General features: G+C 61.7%; 23 protein-coding genes and 3 pseudogenes. 12 read left to right on the forward strand and 14 right to left on the reverse strand.

Annotated elements, in window-relative coordinates:
* Window positions 1-22 precede the first annotated feature (22 nt).
* The 4 genes from A3OO_RS0119380 (at window position 23) to A3OO_RS24420 (ending at window position 2,326) form a co-directional block, all read left to right on the forward strand.
* Window positions 23-709, forward strand: coding sequence for an LPD7 domain-containing protein (locus A3OO_RS0119380; protein ID WP_245257233.1), 687 nt, complete (start codon window positions 23-25; stop codon window positions 707-709).
* A gap of 240 nt (window positions 710-949) precedes the next feature.
* Window positions 950-1,420, forward strand: coding sequence for a hypothetical protein (locus A3OO_RS0119390; RefSeq protein WP_018409511.1), 471 nt, complete (start codon window positions 950-952; stop codon window positions 1,418-1,420).
* 64 nt (window positions 1,421-1,484) lie between these two features.
* Complete coding sequence (locus A3OO_RS24415; protein WP_245257255.1) at window positions 1,485-1,931, forward strand: nucleotide-binding protein; 447 nt, start codon at window positions 1,485-1,487, stop codon at window positions 1,929-1,931.
* 26 nt (window positions 1,932-1,957) lie between these two features.
* Window positions 1,958-2,326: a hypothetical protein gene (locus A3OO_RS24420; RefSeq protein WP_018409513.1), complete on the forward strand. Its 369-nt coding sequence runs from the start codon at window positions 1,958-1,960 to the stop codon at window positions 2,324-2,326.
* Window positions 2,327-2,421: 95 nt separating this feature from the next.
* Here the strand turns inward: A3OO_RS24420 and A3OO_RS22260 are convergent.
* Window positions 2,422-2,886, reverse strand: a pseudogene (locus A3OO_RS22260) (cupin domain-containing protein).
* 311 nt (window positions 2,887-3,197) lie between these two features.
* Between A3OO_RS22260 and A3OO_RS23225 the strand changes: the two are divergent.
* A pseudogene (locus A3OO_RS23225) lies at window positions 3,198-3,496 on the forward strand (type II toxin-antitoxin system RelE/ParE family toxin).
* 2 nt (window positions 3,497-3,498) lie between these two features.
* On the forward strand, window positions 3,499-3,795 hold the full coding sequence (locus tag A3OO_RS0119410) for an addiction module antidote protein (protein ID WP_018409516.1): 297 nt from the start codon (window positions 3,499-3,501) through the stop codon (window positions 3,793-3,795).
* Between the two features lie 57 nt (window positions 3,796-3,852).
* Here A3OO_RS0119410 and A3OO_RS0119415 read toward each other — a convergent pair whose 3' ends face one another.
* The 11 genes from A3OO_RS0119415 to A3OO_RS0119465 all read right to left on the reverse strand — a co-directional run bounded on the left by A3OO_RS0119415 (window position 3,853) and on the right by A3OO_RS0119465 (window position 12,432).
* Entirely contained in the window at window positions 3,853-4,053 is a 201-nt protein-coding gene (locus A3OO_RS0119415) for a ChaB family protein (RefSeq protein ID WP_425338979.1), read from the reverse strand.
* Window positions 4,054-4,202: 149 nt separating this feature from the next.
* A complete protein-coding gene (locus tag A3OO_RS0119420; RefSeq protein WP_018409518.1) occupies window positions 4,203-5,249 on the reverse strand; it encodes a relaxase/mobilization nuclease domain-containing protein in 1,047 nt (348 codons plus the stop codon).
* Window positions 5,249-5,767 carry a plasmid mobilization protein gene (locus tag A3OO_RS0119425; protein WP_018409519.1) on the reverse strand — a complete coding sequence of 173 codons (519 nt, stop codon included), beginning with the start codon at window positions 5,765-5,767 and terminating at the stop codon, window positions 5,249-5,251. The genes A3OO_RS0119420 and A3OO_RS0119425 overlap by 1 nt, the downstream gene beginning before the upstream one ends.
* A 354-nt stretch (window positions 5,768-6,121) precedes the next feature.
* The gene (locus A3OO_RS0119430) at window positions 6,122-7,186 is read right to left on the reverse strand and encodes a ParB/RepB/Spo0J family partition protein (protein WP_018409520.1); all 1,065 of its coding nucleotides are present in this window, start codon (window positions 7,184-7,186) and stop codon (window positions 6,122-6,124) included.
* Window positions 7,183-7,980, reverse strand: coding sequence for a ParA family protein (locus A3OO_RS0119435; RefSeq protein ID WP_018409521.1), 798 nt, complete (start codon window positions 7,978-7,980; stop codon window positions 7,183-7,185). Before A3OO_RS0119435 ends, A3OO_RS0119430 begins: the two co-directional genes overlap by 4 nt.
* A 357-nt stretch (window positions 7,981-8,337) precedes the next feature.
* The gene (locus tag A3OO_RS22265; RefSeq protein ID WP_051080427.1) at window positions 8,338-8,724 is read right to left on the reverse strand and encodes a single-stranded DNA-binding protein; all 387 of its coding nucleotides are present in this window, start codon (window positions 8,722-8,724) and stop codon (window positions 8,338-8,340) included.
* Between the two features lie 667 nt (window positions 8,725-9,391).
* A complete protein-coding gene (locus A3OO_RS24085; RefSeq protein ID WP_018409525.1) occupies window positions 9,392-9,793 on the reverse strand; it encodes a radical SAM protein in 402 nt (133 codons plus the stop codon).
* Complete coding sequence (locus A3OO_RS24090) at window positions 9,781-10,386, reverse strand: radical SAM protein (RefSeq protein ID WP_198008873.1); 606 nt, start codon at window positions 10,384-10,386, stop codon at window positions 9,781-9,783. The genes A3OO_RS24085 and A3OO_RS24090 overlap by 13 nt, the downstream gene beginning before the upstream one ends.
* Before the next feature lie 348 nt (window positions 10,387-10,734).
* Window positions 10,735-11,187 (reverse strand): M28 family peptidase, encoded by a 453-nt coding sequence (locus tag A3OO_RS22730; RefSeq protein ID WP_280642667.1) that lies wholly within the window; start codon window positions 11,185-11,187, stop codon window positions 10,735-10,737.
* Between the two features lie 33 nt (window positions 11,188-11,220).
* Window positions 11,221-11,367, reverse strand: coding sequence for a hypothetical protein (locus tag A3OO_RS23785; protein ID WP_156824960.1), 147 nt, complete (start codon window positions 11,365-11,367; stop codon window positions 11,221-11,223).
* 585 nt (window positions 11,368-11,952) lie between these two features.
* Complete coding sequence (locus A3OO_RS0119465; RefSeq protein ID WP_018409526.1) at window positions 11,953-12,432, reverse strand: MerR family transcriptional regulator; 480 nt, start codon at window positions 12,430-12,432, stop codon at window positions 11,953-11,955.
* A 285-nt stretch (window positions 12,433-12,717) separates the two neighbouring features.
* Between A3OO_RS0119465 and merT the strand changes: the two genes are divergently transcribed.
* Genes merT through merA form a run of 3 tightly spaced genes read left to right on the forward strand, consistent with a single transcriptional unit; the run spans window position 12,718 to window position 15,260 of the window.
* Window positions 12,718-13,122 (forward strand): mercuric ion transporter MerT, encoded by a 405-nt coding sequence (gene merT, locus A3OO_RS0119475; protein WP_018409528.1) that lies wholly within the window; start codon window positions 12,718-12,720, stop codon window positions 13,120-13,122.
* Between the two features lie 17 nt (window positions 13,123-13,139).
* Window positions 13,140-13,418, forward strand: a complete 279-nt coding sequence (gene merP, locus A3OO_RS0119480; protein WP_018409529.1) for a mercury resistance system periplasmic binding protein MerP — start codon at window positions 13,140-13,142, stop codon at window positions 13,416-13,418.
* Between the two features lie 3 nt (window positions 13,419-13,421).
* Entirely contained in the window at window positions 13,422-15,260 is a 1,839-nt protein-coding gene (merA, locus tag A3OO_RS0119485; RefSeq protein WP_018409530.1) for a mercury(II) reductase, read from the forward strand.
* Window positions 15,261-15,757: 497 nt separating this feature from the next.
* Here merA and A3OO_RS22280 read toward each other — a convergent pair whose 3' ends face one another.
* Complete coding sequence (locus A3OO_RS22280) at window positions 15,758-16,207, reverse strand: hypothetical protein (protein WP_040574093.1); 450 nt, start codon at window positions 16,205-16,207, stop codon at window positions 15,758-15,760.
* Window positions 16,208-16,418: 211 nt separating this feature from the next.
* Between A3OO_RS22280 and A3OO_RS0119510 the strand changes: the two genes are divergently transcribed.
* From A3OO_RS0119510 to A3OO_RS22285, 3 genes and pseudogenes are all read left to right on the forward strand, one after another.
* Window positions 16,419-17,003, forward strand: coding sequence for a hypothetical protein (locus A3OO_RS0119510; RefSeq protein ID WP_026223171.1), 585 nt, complete (start codon window positions 16,419-16,421; stop codon window positions 17,001-17,003).
* Between the two features lie 24 nt (window positions 17,004-17,027).
* Window positions 17,028-17,270, forward strand: a complete 243-nt coding sequence (locus tag A3OO_RS0119515; RefSeq protein WP_245257234.1) for a hypothetical protein — start codon at window positions 17,028-17,030, stop codon at window positions 17,268-17,270.
* 94 nt (window positions 17,271-17,364) lie between these two features.
* Window positions 17,365-17,640: pseudogene (locus A3OO_RS22285) on the forward strand (thermonuclease family protein); the annotation flags it as partial.
* Window positions 17,641-17,795: 155 nt separating this feature from the next.
* On the opposite strand, the gene A3OO_RS0119525 reads toward A3OO_RS22285, so the two are convergent.
* Window positions 17,796-18,686 carry a DUF1259 domain-containing protein gene (locus tag A3OO_RS0119525; protein ID WP_018409538.1) on the reverse strand — a complete coding sequence of 297 codons (891 nt, stop codon included), beginning with the start codon at window positions 18,684-18,686 and terminating at the stop codon, window positions 17,796-17,798.

Raw genomic sequence — 18,686 nt, forward strand, 5'->3', positions numbered from 1 at the left:
CAGTGTAGCCGAGTTCGATTCTTTGCCTCCGCGTCTGCGCCGCAAATATTACGTCGTGGAAATCGATGCGGCGGAAACGAGAATTTATGCCGACCGCGGGCGCGAATATCTGGTGGCGAAAGCCGGCCGCGACCGCCTGGTTACACAAGTCGCCAGCGTCGAGATCGTCCGTGACCTCGTCGCAATCGCCGCGCATCGCGGCTGGGAAAGGATCGAGCTGACGGGCTCATTGGAATTTCGCAGGGAGGCCTGGCTCGCCGCGTCAGTGCGCGGAATCGAGGCGAAAGGCTACGAGCCGACACAGCTCGATCGCGCGGCGCTCGCGAAGATGCGAGGGGATTTCGATCATAGCGACAAGACGGTCGCCGTCACGCGCGACAGGACCAGCGCAGGGCCGCAGGCGCCGCATCGCGCATCAGGACCGACGGTGCGGGATTGGAAGGGCGGGACCGACGACCAGAACGCCCGCTCCCACCTCGCGGTCATCGAGCGTGTGGTCCTCGCGGCTTTCCCGAAAGACCCGGCAGCGCGTAAGCGCGTTCTCGACGCCGCGCGCGAGGGCATGACGCATCACCGCCGCCGCGGCGCTCGCTTCGATCGAGCGGAAATCGTCGAAGGAAAAACGAAGCTGTTGCGTGAGCCGCCGAGCAAGTCCGCTGAGAGAACCAGAGATGCGGATCGCGCAGAGCGTGGCCACAGAACCAGGTAGCGGCCCCCACCACAGGCGCTGCTTGCGGCGCAGCGTCGATATCTGAGGATTCTACCTTCATGCCCGTGATCTTGTCGCAAAGGAAGCTGAAATATTTTCCCCGCTCGTGATCTCGATTCGATTCGTGATCGCGCTTTCGTCATTCGACTCTAAGTTGGCATCTTCAGGCCCGCCGCAATTCAACATCGCCGAAGCTAAGAATTTGGCCTGCGGGCGCGCCTCATATGGAAACGCTCAGCAATGACGCAAGGGTCGAAGGAAGGCAAAGCGGCCGAGGCGAACAACTCGTCCGACAACAAGGTGTCGGCGCTGCGCTCGGCGCCGAAAAAGGCGGGAGGACGTTCGCGCAGTCCCCTCAGAGCCGCGGTCGCGCAATTGCTGCCGGATTTGCTCGCTTACCGAGCCAAGGGGTACAGCGGCGCGGAACTCGCCGAGATTATGCGCAACAATGGCCTTATCATCGCAGCCGGCACATTGAACAAATACATCAGCGAGGCGCGCGGGCGCTCCGGCAAACGCAAAAAGAAAGCGAAGAAAGCCGCGCCGGCTGGGACCTTGTCAAAAGCGATCACGGTCGAGTCTGGCTCGAGGACGGTCGATGCTGCGAGAATGGGTGCGATGCCTCCTTCGCTATTGGCGACGAAGCCTCTGGCGCAAAATCGAAGAGGTGCAAAGGACGTTCTCGGGCATCGATTCGATGACGATGTGTAACAAGCGGGCTATGGCGTCCGGCGCGATCCCCGCAATTAACCCCGACAGGAAAGGACATTCGAACATGGCTACTGCTGCTGCGCTCAAATCCCGCCCTCGGGCGGCGGCCCTGCCCGCCGCCGTCAAGCGCGTGGCCCTCGTCGCCAATGAGAAGGGCGGCGTGGGCAAGTCCGTGTTTACGCGCACGCTCGTCGACCATCTCCGCACAACCGGCAAGCGCGTCGCGGCTTACGACGCCGACGGCAGTGTGGGCGCGACGGCGCGCGTCCTCGGCAGCCGCGACGCCAGCGGGTCGGTCGAACGCGTACAAACCCGGTCGAAGGCATCGGCTACTATAACGGTCGCGCGGATGACGAACGCAACATCCTGCTCGATTCCATCGAGTCGGGCGAAAAACTCTACGTCCATGACCTCTCGGGCGGGCTTCTGGCCGATCTCACGCGAATCGTCGACGGCGGCGAAGGCCTCGACGGCCTCCTCGACGCCTTCGAGGCCCATAGCTACAGACTGACGCTGTTTCACGTCATCTCTCCCGACGTGGACGCCGCCCAGTCCGTCGCTCGCTGGCTGAGTCTGATTGGCGACAAAGCCGATCATGTCGCGGTCATCAATCTCAAACAAGGCAAGCCTCCGGCGGATTTTCCCTTCTGGTATGGCTTCATCGACGCCAAAGGCGTGTTGAAAGGCGGCAAGACGCGTGAAAAACTGCTCGCTGCGGGCGGCGTCGAGATCGAGTTCCCAGCCCTGCCCGCAGACACATTCGCCAAATTGGACGCCGAGAACATCCCTTTCACACGGGCCGACAAGGCCGGGCTCCTGACGATCACGGAACAGGCGCATGTCGCGAAATTCCTGCGCGATTTTGCCGCGGCGCTTGCGCCTGCCCTTCCCTTCCTCGGCCTGTGAGATCGACCTATTGCGGGGCCGCGCGTCGGCCCCATTTTTCCTCGCGCGTCCGCCACCCCTCCGCGCATTGCTCGATCGCGGATTTGTCACGCCCTCTACGGATGGATGCTGTCCACCCACCGCACCTCTTCCGAGTTGAGTTCGACGTTAGGCAAATCGAGATTGACGACGACTGGCTCCTGGCCGCTGCGCACGAGCACGCACGACAACGCTTGCTCGTCGCTCGCATTGATCTCCTGGCGGGGAACGTATGGCGGCACGTAGATGAAATCGCCCCGGCCCGCCTCCGCCATGAATTCGAGCCGCTCACCCCACCTCATCCGAGCTCATCCGCTCACGACCTACATTACGCTCTCGAGCGGCCCATGATGGTGTGCGCCGTCTTGGCTTTGGGGTTGATTACGACGGTCCCCACCCAGAGCTTCTCCGCGCCGACGCGCGCATAGGTGATCGCGGCGACTCGGTCCATGCCGGGCGTCTGTGGCGTTGGGATCGAGCTCACTTGCCCGCACGACGCGAAGGCCGTCACAGCGCCATTTGGATTTGCTGGCGCCTTGCACTGCCTCTCTCCGGACACGCCGCAGCGCTTGGCGTTCGCGGTCTGATTTACGACATCCAATGCGATAAATAGCCAACGAGAGACGCGAAAGCTCGTCCTCGCGCCGGCCACGAAACTCGGGTGAGGGGAGGGACAGGTCCTCGACCCGCTAGAGAACCCGATCCCGCCTACTGTCAAAAGCCCGTCTCAACCTTTCGGTGAGGATCGCGGTCCTCCATGTTACCCGCTCGGCGAGTCCTCTCAACCCAATGGAAACCGCCACGGCGTTCGCTCTCGACATTTGGCGGCGTAGCCTATAGGATACAGCCTTTAATGCTCGAAATTCGGAAAACCCGCGCGTTTGAAGATTGGCTTATGGGGCTGAAAGATCAGCGCGGCAAAGCGAAGATCGTCGCAAGGATCGATCGCTTGGCGCTCGGCAACCCCGGCGACGTGTCGCCCGTCGGCGAAGGCGTGAGCGAGCTGCGGATACATTTCGGCCCAGGCTACAGGGTCTATTTCGTGCGACGGGGAAAGGGCGCTCGTGGTCTTGCTGTGCGGCGGAGACAAGAGCAGCCAGGAAAGACATAGCGCAAGCGAAGTCACTGGCGACAGGGTTGGAGGATGAGTGACGATGGCCACGAAAACATCGGCGTTCGACAGCGCGGCGTATCTCGATAGTCCCGACGCGATCGAGGCCTATCTGGAGGACGCGCTGGAAAGCAATGATCCCGCGATCGTAGCGCATGCGCTTGGCGTGATCGCTCGCGCGAAGGGCATGTCGCAAATAGCCCAAGATGCGGGCCTGTCGCGGGAAAGTCTTTACAAAGCGCTCAGCGCCGACGGCAATCCAGAGCTGGCGACGGTGCTGAAAGTGATCAAGGCGCTTGGCCTCAAGCTGACCGTCGCGCCGACTCATCACGCCGCATGATGAAGCGACGCCTGATCGAGGCAATTTTCGCCTGTCTCTTTTGGGTGTCGTCGGCCCTCAGCCGATCTCTCCGCGGCGCACCCAGCCGGCCGACGTCTTGATGTAGCTCCACTTGACGGCCGCCCAAGCGATGCTATGAGCGGCTTCTTCCTGACGGATCTCGCCGACATGAGCGGCATAGGCGTGATTGAAGGCTTCGTGATAAATGTCTTGCGCGTGCTCCGGCAACAGCCGCTGAAGGTTCTCTGGAAGATCCACGTTGCGCTCATAACGCATCACGACACCCGACCCACGAAACACCGCAAGTTACGCATTGACTGGCGCGCGCGGGTCAATTCGAATCAGCCGAATAAATATGCAAGGCAAGTAAATGCCGACGCCCATCGTCGGGCAAGCAGATGCGACCGTCACCTCTCCGACCCGGGCCTTCCCCTTTCCTTGTCTTTTCGACGCTGCAGCGGCTGAGCCTTGCTGACGGCCTTGTCGAGGTCTTTCAAGAGCCGATCCCGTTTCGTTTCGAGCTCGGGCATGTCGGCCACAAACTGCAGCACCTGCGTCGCGAAGTCGTGGTCCGCCGCGCTCGCAGAACGCTTCAACTCCTCGGCTTGTCGTCGATAGGCTTCTTTGATCGCCGCCTGCCTTTCTCGTGTCTTCGTCTCCCAAGGAGGCGCCGCGCTTTTCCCGGCGCGCACCTCCCTCACGATGCCCTCGCGAGCAAGGCGCTCCACGCGCGGTTGCTCACCACGCTCTCTGATGGCGCGAACAACGCCGCGCTCCGCCTTCCTGACCTTGCCGCGTGCGCGGCGCGGCGTCGCCTCCGCCTCGACGCCGCGCAATCGCAATTCGCCGGCGAAAAGGTCGCGCCATGCCGAGAGATCAGCCTTGCGCGGATTGAGCCGCCTGCCGTCATAACCGAGCGAGCGCACGGTGAGGTGCACGTGGGGATGCTTATCGTCGAGATGCTGCACGAAGACATAATCGTGCCGCCCGCCGAAGGTTTCGATCGCGAAGGCGCGGACCGCTTCCTTCACGGCGATCGGGTCGGTTCCGGGCGGCATCGACAAGATGATGTTGTGGGACAACGGGCCGTCGCGACGCCGGCTATGATCGAGCGTCGCGTCATCGGCCCATTGCGCCTGGATGTCGCGCAAGCCGTGCCGCCCTTCCATCACGGCGCCGGTTTCCGTTTCCGCCGCCAGTTCGCCGTCGCGGGTGATATATTCGAGATGCGATTTCAGATGGCCGACGGTCTTGGTCTTGCCGGTGATCTTGACCATCACCTCCGGCGCCTTGGCGACGATCCGTTGCAACTTGGCCCGCATCGCGGGCGTGAGCTTTCGCGGATCGACAGGATCGGGAATCTCCCACTTGGCGCGCTTCGGCTTTCGTACGGGAGTTCGCCACACATAGGAGATTGGCGGCAGTTCGAGGTCGCGATCTCCGCTGTGGCTCATCAGCGGCCTTCCCAATAGTCGGCGTTTCGCTTCAGCGTCGCGCGCAACTCTTCGAGCGCGGCCTTGATGCGCGCCGAAGCTCCACGGATCGCCTCGGCCTCGATCTTCACCGAGGATCCGATCAGCCGATTGAGATTGGCGGCGTGCGCGATCTGATTGATGTTGCCGCCAATGCGGTTCAACTCGCGCGCCACCGCCCGCAGCGCCTGGCGTTCGTCGTGCGTCTGCTGCACCGGCAAGCCGAGCCGGGTTCGCACCAGCGACGCGATCCATTGCGTGCGGTTCATGCCGCGCTGCGCGGCGATGGTCGCCAGAAGATGCAGCTCGCTTTCGCTCAGTCTGATCGTCACCTTGCGCGACGCGCTTGTCGGCATCATCGCACGCGCCGGTGCTCTTCCGTCGCCGACCGCTCGCTCGACGAGACGCCGCATCAAGGCGGATCTGCCCCCTTCGTTCGCCGCCATCGCCGCAAATTTTTTGGCCAGCGCGTCGTCAACGTGAAATCCCAGAAACGCCATGCGATCGTTTGGTCCCTTCTTAGGGCGAGGTGTTTAAAAATGGCTGGCGGCAAGCCTATCCTGCACTCGCCCTCGAAAAACACGCTGCACTAGATTTTCAAGTTTCAGGGCTCGATTCCGATTGGTGGCCTTCGCCTCGCGCGAGTTCTTTGGATGACTCAGATCGTTCGCGGCGGCATCAAGATTGAGACCGCGCTAAAGACCCCTTCCCTATTTCGCCGCGCCTTTCCCACACCCTCCGGCCTCACTACGGCGCTATGAAGAGCGCGTTCGGCCTCCGGGCGCTCCGCTTCGCTTCGTCCCTTCGGGATGAAAAAGCCGCTGCGTCGCGCGCGTCACCATGGCCTGTTGAGTTCATGCGCCGGAGGCGCCTGGCTTCAGCGTCACGAGCTTCACTGCTGAAAGAGGCAAGTCCTCGATCGCACCGTCATCGTCGAAACAAACCAACCCATGCGTTTCGCCCTTGCTGGATCCGCGATCCAATATCAGCCGCCCGGAACGCCGGTCGTGCTCGACGCGCAGCATCATGAGCGCCGGCCCAGATGCCGCGTCCTTTCGCGCCGCTCGCGCCGCCTCACGCGATGCTTCGTCATGAGCGCATCCGAACCGATCGAGCCGACCGAGCTCGCCGCCTGTTTCGGGGCGCGGAGTGCGGTCCTCCATCCGTTCCGCGCCTGGAAAAGCCTCGCTGCTATGAGGATTCGTGGCGCCAATCGCCGTCTCGCGCGGCGACGCATCGACAATCTGCGCCGATCGACGGCTCAGACCCTCACAGAGTGCGATCGCCTGCGCGCGCGTAAATGAGTCATGCGCCTTACAAAATGACTCGACCGCCTGCGGAAACTTCTTCCACATCTGATGCAGTTCATAGACGGCGCGGATCGGGGATGTCGCCAATCGATCCCGCAGCACGGGCGCCATCTGCGCGACCGACGCATACATGGCGATGTAGCTCTTGTCCTTGCCGAGCCGCAGCGCGATCTCCTTCTGCTTTTCGCCGGTCGCGAGGCGGGAGCTGATGAAAGCGGCGATATCCGCCGCCGAGAGATCGTCCCGCTGGATGTTTTCGATCATCTGGTCGTAAGGGTCGGAGGCTCCTTCGGAATGAATGAACGCCGGGATAGTGGTTAGCCCTGCGAGTTGCGCCGCACGAAAGCGCCGCGCTCCGAAGACTATCCGCCGCCTTCCCTCGGCGTCAGGTGGGGTGATGCCGATCGGCTGAAGAACGCCGCGCTCCCGGATCGAAGCGGCGAGCTCCTCCATCGTCTTCTCGTCGAAAGCGCGCCGCGGCTGGTCCGGGTCCTCCTCGATCGAGGAAAGCGGGATTTCGAGAGGCTTGCCGCTCGAGACAGGGGCTTCCAGGCCTTCGAGATCGTCCAGCAGCTGCGCGACGTCATCGAGTTTGCGGGCGTAGCTCATGGCGCCTCCATTTTCAGCGCGAGCTTGTCGAAGACGATGCGCATCTCGCGGCCAGCTACACGCGCCGCCGTCTTCGGCAGGCTCCAGACCGGCTTTTTCTCGGCCAGCGCCTCGCCGATCGACGAGCGTTGCGGAATCACGCCGTCGAACAGATATTTCGTGCCAAATCTCTGGACCAGGCTCTTCAAATTCTCCCGCTGGCGCGGCGAGGTCGTCTGCAAGCGGTTCGGGATCAGTCCCAGAAACGCGAGGTCGGGATTATATTTCTGCTTCACGCCGACGATGTGTTTGAGCAGTGTTTCGATGCCGTCGATGGCGTAGTCGTCGAGGTCGATCGGCGCGAGCACGAACTGCCCGGCGATCAGCGCCGCGAGATTGCGCACGCCGAAGGTTGGCGGCGTATCGATGACGGCGATATCAAAGGCGCGCGACGCGTCTTGGAGATTGGCGCGAAATTGTTCGATGACCTTGCCGTCCACGGCGACGACGCCGCGCAAGGCGGCGCTGCCGCCAAGGACCCGAATACCCCCGCTCGCCATCGGCGGAATGGCGACCGGACGCGCAAAGAGCGTGGCGGCGTCGATGTCGCCAGTGTGCGCCGCAAGCGTCGTCGAGCCATTGCTCTGCGGATCGAGGTCAAGGAAGAGAACGCGTTTGCCGCGCTCCGCGAAATACCAAGCGAGATGAACAGCGATCGTGCTCTTGCCGACGCCGCCCTTCTCGTTGTTCACGACCAGCGCCTTCATGAGGCCGCCGTCTCGGCCGTCACGACGATCACGATTGGCGGCGCTCATTGTGTGTCCTTCGGTTCTGTCGATTCGAATCGCTATGATGCCGGAGCTTTTTGCCCCAGCACGCCCAAGGAGAACCACCGCGAAATCTCACAGGGGTAAGAGAGGGAAGCGCCTTTCCAGGAATTCTGAAGGTAAGGCCTCGCGCCAAGAAAGTTTGCCCTGGGCAAACTCACTCCCGCCGCTCCGGGAGATCTGAGATTAAGATTTGGCGTCCAACAAGTTTGCCCCCGGCAAACTCGGACCGCTCTGCCCGCAGCGCAAAAAAAAGTTTGCCCTGGGCAAACTCGGGCAGCGAGTCGAGCTGCCGGAAACGAATGCGCAATCGAGGGGCGGCGCGCGGCCGCCCCGCTCTTCGCGTCACTTGCGCTTCGCGGTTTTCTTCTGCGCCTCAATCGCCGCGTCGGCCTCGTCCCTGTCGGACTGGTCCGTCTTGGCGGAGGCGAGGATTGAGAAGTCGTCGCAGTTGAGATCGACCGTGTAGACCTTCTCGCCGTCCTTCTCGAAGCTTCCCTGCTTCAGCGTGCCGCGCGCCACCACGAGATCACCGGGCTTCGCATAGTCACGGACATATTTGCGGGCGCTCTCGCTCCAGATCGTGATCTCGTTCCAATAGGGCTTGTCTTTGGTCTCGCCGTTGCGGTCCTTGAAGGCGTAGTTGGCGCAGATCGAAACGCGCGTCGTCTGCCCGACTTCGCGAACCTTGCCAATGCGGCCGAGGATCTGGAATTCGGCGAAAGTCTTCATCTTGCTCTCCATCGTTGGGGCGGCTGCCCCGGTTGCGATGGCTGTCCGTGATGGCCGCAAAGGCGCCGCCCGAACCGAAGCGCCGGAACGACGCGAGGCCGAAGCGGAGCGAAGGACCCGAAGGCTGCGACAATTTTGCCGCGCGAGGAATTGGCGCTTAAACGCCAAGGGGAAAATTGTCGCGGACGTAGGGTTTTGGGCGGCGACTGCGGCCATAGGACGAAACGCCATGCAACCGGAGGCGGGCGTTCACAAGGAGAGCGATACGCGAAGACGCGGGAGATTCGGATCGTCGGAAACGCTAGGCTCTTGTGAGGCTCGGCGAGCCAGCGCTTCGATTTCAGCGGAGCCAGCTATCCGAGACCGTAGGCCGACGGGAACGACTACGTCTTCCGGAACGAGATCCGTTTGGACGACGCCGAATGCGGACATAGTCACGCGTGCGAAACCGCCCGATCACGGTGGCGCGGCGGCAATGATGTGGGCCGAAGCGAGATGGCGGGGCCACGTCCTCGTCGACTGGAAGCGACGCTCGCCCGTAGCGATAACGCCCGAAGCAACGCATTAGGGGGCGTTCGGCGCTGAAGGAGGCAAACCAAGGACCCCAGAAAGAGCGGGAACCGCGTCGGCGCCGCCCGCTGTCATGCTCGGTCAGCGATCGGCGTCATCACCAGGTCCCTTGCAACGAACCCCCATCGAGGCGATGGAGGCCATAGCGCCAAGCGATCGCGAGCGCCTCTGCAAATTCGGCACGAGTCGTTTTGCGGTCCAGCTCCGCATGCTCGCTGGCTCGATGACAGGGGCGATACTGTCCCATCAGATTGAGGTACGTGTCGGGCGAGATTTCTTCGGCCAAGAACCTCGTCACTGTTTCCACGCCGGAGACGCCGTTCGGCAAGGCGAGATGACGCACAAGAAGTCCACGTTCGGCGAGGCCCTCCGCGTCGATCACGAGGTCGCCGACCTGCCGATGCATCTCGCGCACCGCTTCCCTGTTGACGCGCACGTAATCCCTCACATGCGAGTATTTGCGAGCCAACGTCTCATCGCCATATTTCATGTCGGGCATGTAGATGTCGACGACGCCGTCAAGCAGCGCGAGCGCCCCATGCTGTCATAGCCGCTGGTGTTGTAAACAAGCGGCAGACGGAGCCCCTGCCGCGCCGCGATGTTCACCGCGGCGAGAGTCTGGGCGACGACATGGCTGGGCGTCACCAGATTGATGTTGTGGCAGCCGAGAGCCTGCAATCGCAGCATTGTCTCGGCGATCTGTTCGTCACTCGTCTCCTCGCCGTCACCTCGCCAGGCGATTTCCCAGTTCTGGCAATAGACGCAACGCAGGTTGCACCAGGAAAAGAAGATCGTGCCCGAACCGCGCGAGCCGCGCAGGCAATCCTCTTCGCCATGATGCGGTCCGGCCGAATAGACGACCGCCCGCTCGCCGGTGCGGCAGACGGCGCCGCGAATGGAGTGCCGCCGATCGACCCGGCAATAGCGGGCGCAGAGATCGCAATATTTCAGATGTCGGCGCGCGGAGCGAGCGCGCTCAGTGAAGTCGCCCGAGCGCAGCAGGCGAAGATAAGTGGGTTCGAAGAATCCGCGCGGTTGCGAGTCTGCGGTGGCGCCGACAGCGACTTGCATGACGGCCATCGCGCTTTTCATTGAAAATCCGCCCCGACGCTTCCATTTGGAGCCCATGAACAAACCACAAAGCGCACCCTTGCGCGAGGCCCTGGTCGGCGTCCCGGGCCGTTATTGGGAAAGACTCGCCGACGGCCGCATCCAGTGCGATCTCTGCCCCAGATATTGCAAGCTTCACGACGGCCAGCGTGGACTCTGCTTCGTGCGCGCGCGCCGCGAGTTTGTCAGGGGTGTCGCTGGTCATGTGATAATGACGATATCGATAGAAAGCCGTATCTGTAACCATCATGGCGCGATAGCCTTGGCTCCAAAACGACCGGTGGTCGCTCCAAGAGACGCCTGGGACAGATTGAAACGTCGCCGCGGTCTCTAACGGAAAATCCGAGTTCGCGCGAAACGCCTTTGCAAGCCGACGCATTGCCGCCCTTGAACGAAATTCGAAACGAAGCCGAGGAAGTCCGCGCAGTCCGGGTAAAACAGATTAAACAGCGGCGGGTATCTTTGACTGCCCGCCTCATTGCAGTACCAACCGATCGTCTCGAGCGAGACCATGAGTCTTATCTCATCTCCTCGCCGGCGAGCCGCCTCGGCGTACACCATGCTTCCCTGCTGGCGGCTGGTGAAGAACGGCGCCTCCTCATTGACGAAAGCGACGAAGCGGATAGTCAACGCCGGCTCGACGCTGGCGAATAGACGAGACATCTCAAGGAGAGCCGAAACGCCGCTCGCATTGTCGTTGGCGCCGGGACTGCCAATGACCGTGTCGTAGTGTGCGCCCATCAGAAGGATTTCTGGCTGCCGCGCGCCGCCGGCGCGCGTTATCTCAAGATTGAGGCAGCGAACTCCCGAAACTTCTTACGCCAATCGCTCGACAACATAGCCCTGCTGTTCCCATTGACGCTCGATATATGACGCCGCCGCCTGCAGCGCTCGGGAATGGTGAACATTGCGCTCGCCGATCTCGCCAGCCAGCTGTTCGACGTGAGCTCGGAGGTTCTGCATTGAGGCTTGCGCTTCGGTCTCCATTGATCGACCCCAGAAGCTTGGGACACAGTCGCTGGCAGCGTGAGATACCACCGTAAGCTCCTGCGGCAGAAGAGACAATTGACGCGATTGAGGCGCGATTTGGCTTTTGGCGTCGGCGGTAAGCCGGCGCGAACGAGCGTGGCTCGTCAGGCGCCTCGAACGGCTGATTGCGCGTGGCGCCGTTCATCAGCCCCCTCGCGCCTGCGCGCCCTCCAATCATTTGTCGGCAATCGATCATTTCACGGTCGATCGCCAATCTGTCCGGAAACTATGTCTGACAATGGCAAGCCGGGCAGGATGATTGTCGGACAAGAAAGCGGACATGTCCGGGAAAATCGCAGTGGCGCCGCCCCGGCCGCGTAAACGCCGTTGCGGATGGTCTGCATATGCTGATCGTTCACGATCCTGCCAATCGCGGCGAGCTTCACGTCCAGTGCCTAAAGGCCGAGGCCGTCGCAGTTCGGCGTGCGCAGGCGTGAGGCAAGCGGCTCGCACCAAAAAAGAAGGACAGCCCATGAGCAGGCCGCCGCATGAGTTGGAGCGAGGAAAAATGTACCGACGCTACCGCCGCCTCATGACTGAGGTTGCCGTCGGCATTGGCGGTTGACGCCCGGAGGGTTCAACGGCTGGCGGCCGCGTATCGAAGAGAGCGTCAATGACCGCGCATTCAGGCACCCGGTCCCCGCTGCACTGAGCCGCCATTTCCGCCATCACCCTTTCGAGCCGCTTCAAATCCGCGATCTTGCGGCGAATCTCCGCCAGGTGATCCAGCGTCAGCTCACGAACTTGCGCGCAGGTGTAAGCGTGTCCATCCACGAGGCGAAGCAGGCCGCGAATTTCATCGAGGCTGAAACCAAGTTGCCGGCTGCGCCGCACGAAGCTCAAGCGCTTGAGATGGTCCGCGCCGTAGAGCCGGTACCCACTCGCACTACGATCAGGCACCGGCATGACTCCGATCTTCTCGTAGTAGCGGATGGTCTCGATGTTCACGCCGCTCTGCTTCGACGATTCGCCAATCGAGAGCCCATTTTTTTGCTTCATGTCCGGCCTCTTGGCGCTCGTGAAAAATCTTCTTGACCCTGTAGCGGCTACAGGCCCTAGGGTCTGATTATTCCGGCCGGACGGCGCTGGCAAGCAGCACGATGGGAGGGTGCGACGATGTGTGACGGCGAAGGTCTTGGCCTCATCCAGATGGCGATGACGCCGATCGGGTTAGCAGTGACGGCTGGGATTGCCGCCCTGCTCTTCCTTTTCATCCGTTGGGTTCGCGCCTGAGGTTGGCGCGGACTGATTCCGACGGCTCTTTGGAAAGAAGCGAGGAAAACCATGTCCGAACAGATAATGCCCGAAAAAGCGTCCGACCGATTATCTGACCATCCGGCGGCGAACCGAGCGTCCGGCCGCAAGGCGCTCGCCGCCGGCGGCGTCGCTGCGATCTTGGCGTCGGCCTGCTGCCTTGGTCCGCTCGTGCTGGTGAGCCTTGGGTTCAGCGGCGCCTGGCTCGGCAGTTTCAAGGCTTTCGAGCCGTTCCGGCCGCTGTTCCTCAGCGCCGCGTTCGTTGCGCTGTTCTTGGCCTGGCGTCGAATCTATCGCCCGGCCATGGTCTGCAAACCGGGAGAGGCCTGCGCCGCGCCGCAGGTGAGATCAGCCTACAAGGTGATCTTCTGGGGCGTTGCGGTGCTGATCGGAGGGTCGACCGTTTTCCCCTACGTGCTTCCGTTGTTCTACTGAAAGAGGGCCCCCCAATCATGAAAAAACTCGCCGCGATGATCGCTTTGTCCGCCGTTTTCAGTGCGCCGGCCTGGGCAGCCAGCCAAACGATCACCCTGTCGGTCTCCGGCATGACCTGCGCCGCCTGCCCAATCACCGTCAAGAAGGCGTTGAGCAAGGTTGAGGGCGTGCAAGCAACCGAGGTGAGCTACGAGACGAAGGAAGCGATGGTGACCTATGACGATGCGAAAACAAACGTCGAAGCGCTAACCAAGGCGACCGAAGGAGCCGGTTATCCTTCTGAACTGAAGAAGTGAGCCATGGACGAAACACCTTCGATCAAGACAGCGCTCGCACATTCGTTTAGCGCCGCGATGGGCCACACCATGCCGCTTCTCGCGCGCCTGCGCCATTTTCTCGGGCAACGAATCGGTTCTGAGGAATCCCCCGCCTCATCCGATCGAAGGCGCGAAGGGAATAGTGTGGTCTTGCAGATCACCGGCATGACCTGCGGCAGCTGCGCGAGTCATGTCGAAAAGGTCTTGCTCAAAGCCCCCGGCGTGCATGAGGCGAATGTGTCCTACGCCGAAGGGACGGCGCGAGTCAGCGGCGACGGGGCGCTCGACCCCGCGGCGCTTTCCGCCGCTGTGCAGGCCGCAGGCTATCAAGCAGTTGTCGCAAAACGCGCCCGCGCCGCCAGCCCTCCAGAGAGACGGCCTGGTAAAATACTCGATCGAAACGCCAAGCAAGAGCGCTGGGGGGCGCCGTTGCAAGTGGCGATCATCGGCAGCGGCGGAGCAGCCATGGCGGCCGCGTTGCGCGCTGCCGAAGACGGCGCGCGGGTCACGCTGATCGAGCGTGGGATGATCGGGGGGACATGCGTCAATGTCGGCTGCGTGCCCTCCAAAATCATGATCCGCGCCGCTCATGTCGCGCATCTGCGCCGGCAGAGCCCCTTCGACGAGGGCCTTGGGGCGAGCGAGCCAACAATTGACCGCGGAAAACTGCTCGCCCAACAACAGGCGCGCGTCGATGAGTTGCGGCACGCCAAATACGAAGGCATTCTTGAAGGCAATACCGCCATCGCCGTGCTGCGTGGCGAGGCGAAGTTCCAAGACGGTCGCAGCCTGATCGTCCGGCTGAACGAAGGCGGCGAAAGTGAAATCAGTTTCAACCGCTGCCTCATCGCCACGGGCGCGAGCCCGGCCGTCCCGCCCATTCCCGGACTGAAAGAGACGCCCTACTGGACCTCGACCGAGGCGCTGGCGAGCGACACAATCCCTGCGCGCCTAGCGGTGATCGGCTCGTCGGTGGTAGCCGTCGAACTGGCGCAAGCCTTTGCGAGGCTTGGCGGCAAGGTGACGATCCTCGCGCGCAGCACGCTGTTCTTCCGCGAAGACCCAGCGATCGGCGAGGCGGTCACGGCCGCTTTCCGGGCGGAGGGCGTCGAAGTGCTGGAGCACACGCAAGCGAGCAACGTGGCGTTCGCGGACGGTGAATTCGTGCTCACGACCGGTAACGGCGAATTGCGCGCCGACAAGCTGCTAGTCGCCACAGGCCGCGCGCCGAACACGTGCGGCCTGGCGCTGGAAGCCGCCCGCGTCGCCGTCAACCCGCAGGGCGCAATCATCGTCGACACGCGCATGCGCACCAGCGCGCCCCATATTTTCGCCGCCGGCGACTGCACCAATCAGCCACAATTCGTCTATGTGGCGGCGGCGGCCGGCACCCGCGCGGCCATTAATGTGAGCGGCGGCGACGCCGCCCTCGATCTGGCCGCCATGCCGGCGGTGGTGTTTACGGATCCACAAGTCGCCACCGTAGGCTACAGCGAGGCGGAAGCGCACCATGAGGGCATCGAGACCGACAGCCGCACATTGACGCTCGACAATGTGCCGCGCGCCTTAGTGAATTTCGACACGCGCGGCTTCATCAAGCTTGTCACGGAGGCCGGCTCGGGCCGCCTCATTGGCGCGCAAGCGGTCGCGCCCGAAGCCGGCGAACTCATTCAAACCGCGGCGCTCGCCATCCGGGCGCGAATGACTGCGCAGGAACTGGCCGACCAGTTGTTTCCATACCTGACGATGGTCGAGGGGCTGAAGCTCGCGGCGCAGACCTTCAACAAGGACGTGAAGCAACTGTCCTGCTGCGCGGGGTAAGCGATGAAAGAACGCATGGCGCCCTGTTGCGTCGACAGCTCTGCCGACTGGCGTCCGCTGAACGCCGCGCAGCGCTGGGCGCGATTGATCGTTGGCGTGCGGCGCGCGCGACTGGCGGCGAAGAAGCCCTGCGCGCTACCCTGCAAGGGGAATAAAATCGCGTCGTCGCCGAAATTGGTGACGATCTCAGGAAACTCGCCACCGAAGGCGCCAGCGACCCCCCGGCGCGGCCGATTTGATGGCGGCTCTGGTATTGTGACTTCAAAACGCAGTAAACCGAATGCCCGTTGAAATGTAGTTTGACGCGCCATGGACTCCGTTAATGAGGCCGTAGACGCCGGAACGATGATGGACGCGAACGAAAACCTCAAACGGCGCTTCTTTATACGGAGAAACGGTGATTTCTGGAACGAGCAGGCTCAGGAAACGAGAGCTATGCCCGCTGCTGTCAAACTGTCGTTCGAACTCTGAAATCCCCGTGACGTAGCTTGCGCCGATCAGGCCAAGTCGTAGATGTAATCATTCCATGGAAAATACGTCCATCTCGCCATAGGGATCAGATCGAACTCCCACTGCTGTCCGGCTTCGCGACTGCCAAAACGCTTGGCGACTCCTCCTTCAATTTCCAGGTCGAGTGGGATGCTTTGAATCCGATAGTAAACGGCATGAGCGTCCACGAGAATGCCAGAGGCGAAGTTTGGAACCCAAGGGTGCAGGACGAATGGCGATTTTGAGGTTATCATCGGCGGACGATCCGAGCGAGAAATTCCTCGCGCGCCTCCGCGCGAGCCTTGTTCCAAGCTGACATGAGCGCGTCGACTTGCTTTTTCAGAGCGTCTGCCGCGCTCACAGGCGTGCTTGCCTTCGCCTGTGCGGCGGTGATAGCCAGCGAGCTTCCGGATGTTCAATGCCCGCGCAGAGGAGTCGCCGAAAAGAAATTCCGACATCGCCAGAGCCGACGCCGGCTTCGCCGATCCTATCTATAATTTTTACCTACAATTTTTCAATTCTTCGACACGGCTTAGCCTTGTCGAAAGCTCCGAGCGGAGGCATGCTGGCGTTCGAAACGGCGGCCATGGGTCAAATGCCGGGGTAAAAAAAGGCAGGAGCACGCGAAGGCCGACTTCGATTCGAGAGCCCAAAGCTGTCGGAAGACCCATGGAACCAAACAAGATCACACTTGAACAGCGCCGCGAATTTAGCGAGGTCGTCGGCCTGTTCGACTCGATGGACAACCTGCAGTCCGCCATTGACGATCTGCTCACCCACGGATTCGACCGCTCGGAAATTAGCCTGCTCGCCGAAGATGCGACGGCGCGCGAAAAGGTTGGCGCGAAACGCTCGGTCGAGATCGAGGACAGCGATGAAGCGCCGCGCATCTCCTACATCGAAAACGAGTCGCTTAATGAAGGCAAAGCTTCGCTCATCGGTCTGCTCTTCTATGTCGGCGCCATAGCCGGCGCGATCGCCGTCTGGACCATCTTCGGCAGTTTCGCCGAGGCAATTTTTGCGGGCATTGTCACCGGTATGGTCGCCAGCCTGATCGGCATTGGAGCCATCAAACTCATTCAACGTCGTCAGCGCAATTGGGCGCAATCGCAATTGGCGCGCGGTGGGCTGCTGCTGTGGGCGCGGACCTGGACCGAAGAACATGAACGCTCCGCCATGGACGCCATGCAGCGAAATGGAGGCCACGACGTCCATGTTCATACGGCGGAGCATAGGCCTGACGATCCAGACTGAACGCTGTCAGATCTGTTCTAACCTATGAAACTCGAACACTCGGGCAGGGTAAGGCGTATCCTCTATCGACACATGAACGCAGTAACGCCGACGAAGCTCGTCGAATGTCCCTTTGAAGTCCGCGTCGACGAGGTTCTGCACGACCGGTTCTATGACGTCCGCGACGCTGTTGCGGTCGCCAGAAAGGTCAAAGGAACGAAACGAGCAGCGGAAGTCGTGGTCATAGATTCGCGAACTAAGAAATTGGTGATCAAGGTTGATGGCTGACCAAATTTTCCCGCTGTGTGCGGCTCTGGGGCGCCACCATGAGTTACGGCACATCCGATTCTGAGCTTCTCTCTTATGGTGAGGACAGAAAGCTGCGATGGCGTTAGACGAATTTGTCGGTCAGTCCCCGGTGTCGTGTGGAGAGAAGGATATTGACCGCTACGGGCGGACCGTCGCTGCCTGTATGGTCCGGGGCGAGGATATAGGGCTTTGGTTGGTAAAAAGCGGCCAGGCCTTCGCGTACCGCCGCTATTCCTCGGACTATATCGGCGCCGAGCAGGAGGCCAAGAACAATCGTCGCGGCATGTGGGCAGGACATACTCAAGCACCTTGGGAATGGCGCAAAGAGCAATGCGACGCCATTCGATAGCCTGGGCTGCGGCTTCACCTCCTCCAGCGCCGCTGCAAGAGAACCTTCCCACCGTGGATTAACGGCGGCGCTTTTTGCCGATGTGGGGAAGCTCGCCGATGCGCGATGCGCAGAAGCTTCGCCAGCTGAAAGATCGGCGTTCACGTTCGTCAGATTTACTTTCTCGAGACGTTCGTCTTGTCGAGCGCTGCCCACAGGGCTACAGCGAGTTTGACTGCGTCATCATGCGCCCAGAAATGCACGTAAAACGTCCGCGGTTCTTCGTTCAGCATGTGATTGTGAATAATAGCAACTTCGATTCCATTGGCGCGCAGCGCGGTTGTCAGCTCGACGACTTCGCTACCCAGCGCCGCGATATCGCCCGCGATTGCAGCTTTGCCGTCGCCCGTTGGCTGAAAATTGATCACATTTGCTGATCCCATTGACGCAGGCACGACCATGTCACCCTCAGCCACTCTGTCCGCGCGAGGGATGCTGAACTGATAGACGCCGCCATTCACCTTGCCCTTTGTGCCGAGAGCTTCGTCGATCTTGGTGGCGTCGAGATCGAGTGGCGGCAGGTCGCGCGAGGGCGCGGCGCTTGGCGCTGGCGGCGTCTTGGTAAGGGCGAGCGCGGCGCGAATTGTTTCGGCCAATTTGCTCGCCTCGCCATGGCCCGCGACGTGCATGTAGAAAATCGGCTGCGACGCTCGCAGAAGATGATTGTGAAGCGCCGTGACCTGGATACCCCCCCACAGAAGTGTCGTCATGACGGGGTTCGCCTCCGATTCCGTCACGACGAGATCTCCCATGATCGCTGCTTGGCCGTGCGCAGGCCGGAACGCCACCCAGCCGCCGAGCGCAAGGGCGGACTTGATCGTCACGCCATCGACAACGACGTTCAGGTCTGAGCGCGGGAAGCCATAGCGATAAACGCCATCCGCCTGCGCAGGCGTTCTGGCGAAAATGGCGTCGACCTGCTTGGCGTCGAATTCGCCGGCCGCTGCCACAGAAGCGAGAAGAGAGCAGCCGAGCGCCGCTACTTTGAGAACTACCTTGATCTGCAT

Source organism: Methylocystis rosea SV97 (assembly GCF_000372845.1).
In the GTDB taxonomy this organism is placed as follows: Bacteria; Pseudomonadota; Alphaproteobacteria; order Rhizobiales; family Beijerinckiaceae; genus Methylocystis; species Methylocystis rosea.